This window comes from Streptococcus pseudopneumoniae (assembly GCF_038148935.1).
Taxonomy (GTDB): domain Bacteria; phylum Bacillota; class Bacilli; order Lactobacillales; family Streptococcaceae; genus Streptococcus; species Streptococcus pseudopneumoniae_U.
The window spans coordinates 1-255 of sequence record NZ_JBBJZX010000266.1 but is presented as its reverse complement, the minus strand read 5'-3'; the positions used below and the strand labels follow the sequence as shown (position 1 = coordinate 255).

The window sequence follows — 255 nt, the reverse complement described above, 5'->3', positions numbered from 1 at the left end:
TTGGAGGATTACCCAAGTCCGGCTGAAGGGAACGGTCTTGAAAACCGTCAGGCGTGTAAAAGCGTGCGTGGGTTCGAATCCCACATCCTCCTTTTATATTAACGCGGGATGGAGCAGCTCGGTAGCTCGTCGGGCTCATAACCCGAAGGTCGTAGGTTCAAATCCTGCTCCCGCAATAAGGCTCGGTAGCTCAGTTGGTAGAGCAATGGATTGAAGCTCCATGTGTCGGCGGTTCGATTCCGTCTCGCGCCATTT

3 tRNA genes are annotated in these 255 nt (G+C 53.7%); all 3 read left to right on the top strand.

Annotated features, from left to right (window positions below):
• Positions 1–2 precede the first annotated feature (2 nt).
• The 3 genes from WKI42_RS10920 to WKI42_RS10910 all read left to right on the top strand — a co-directional run bounded on the left by WKI42_RS10920 (position 3) and on the right by WKI42_RS10910 (position 252).
• A tRNA-Ser gene (locus tag WKI42_RS10920) sits at positions 3–92 on the top strand.
• Positions 93–102: 10 nt separating this feature from the next.
• Positions 103–176, top strand: a tRNA-Met gene (locus tag WKI42_RS10915).
• 3 nt (positions 177–179) lie between these two features.
• Positions 180–252 (top strand) — tRNA-Phe (locus WKI42_RS10910).
• The last annotated feature ends 3 nt before the right edge of the window (positions 253–255 follow it).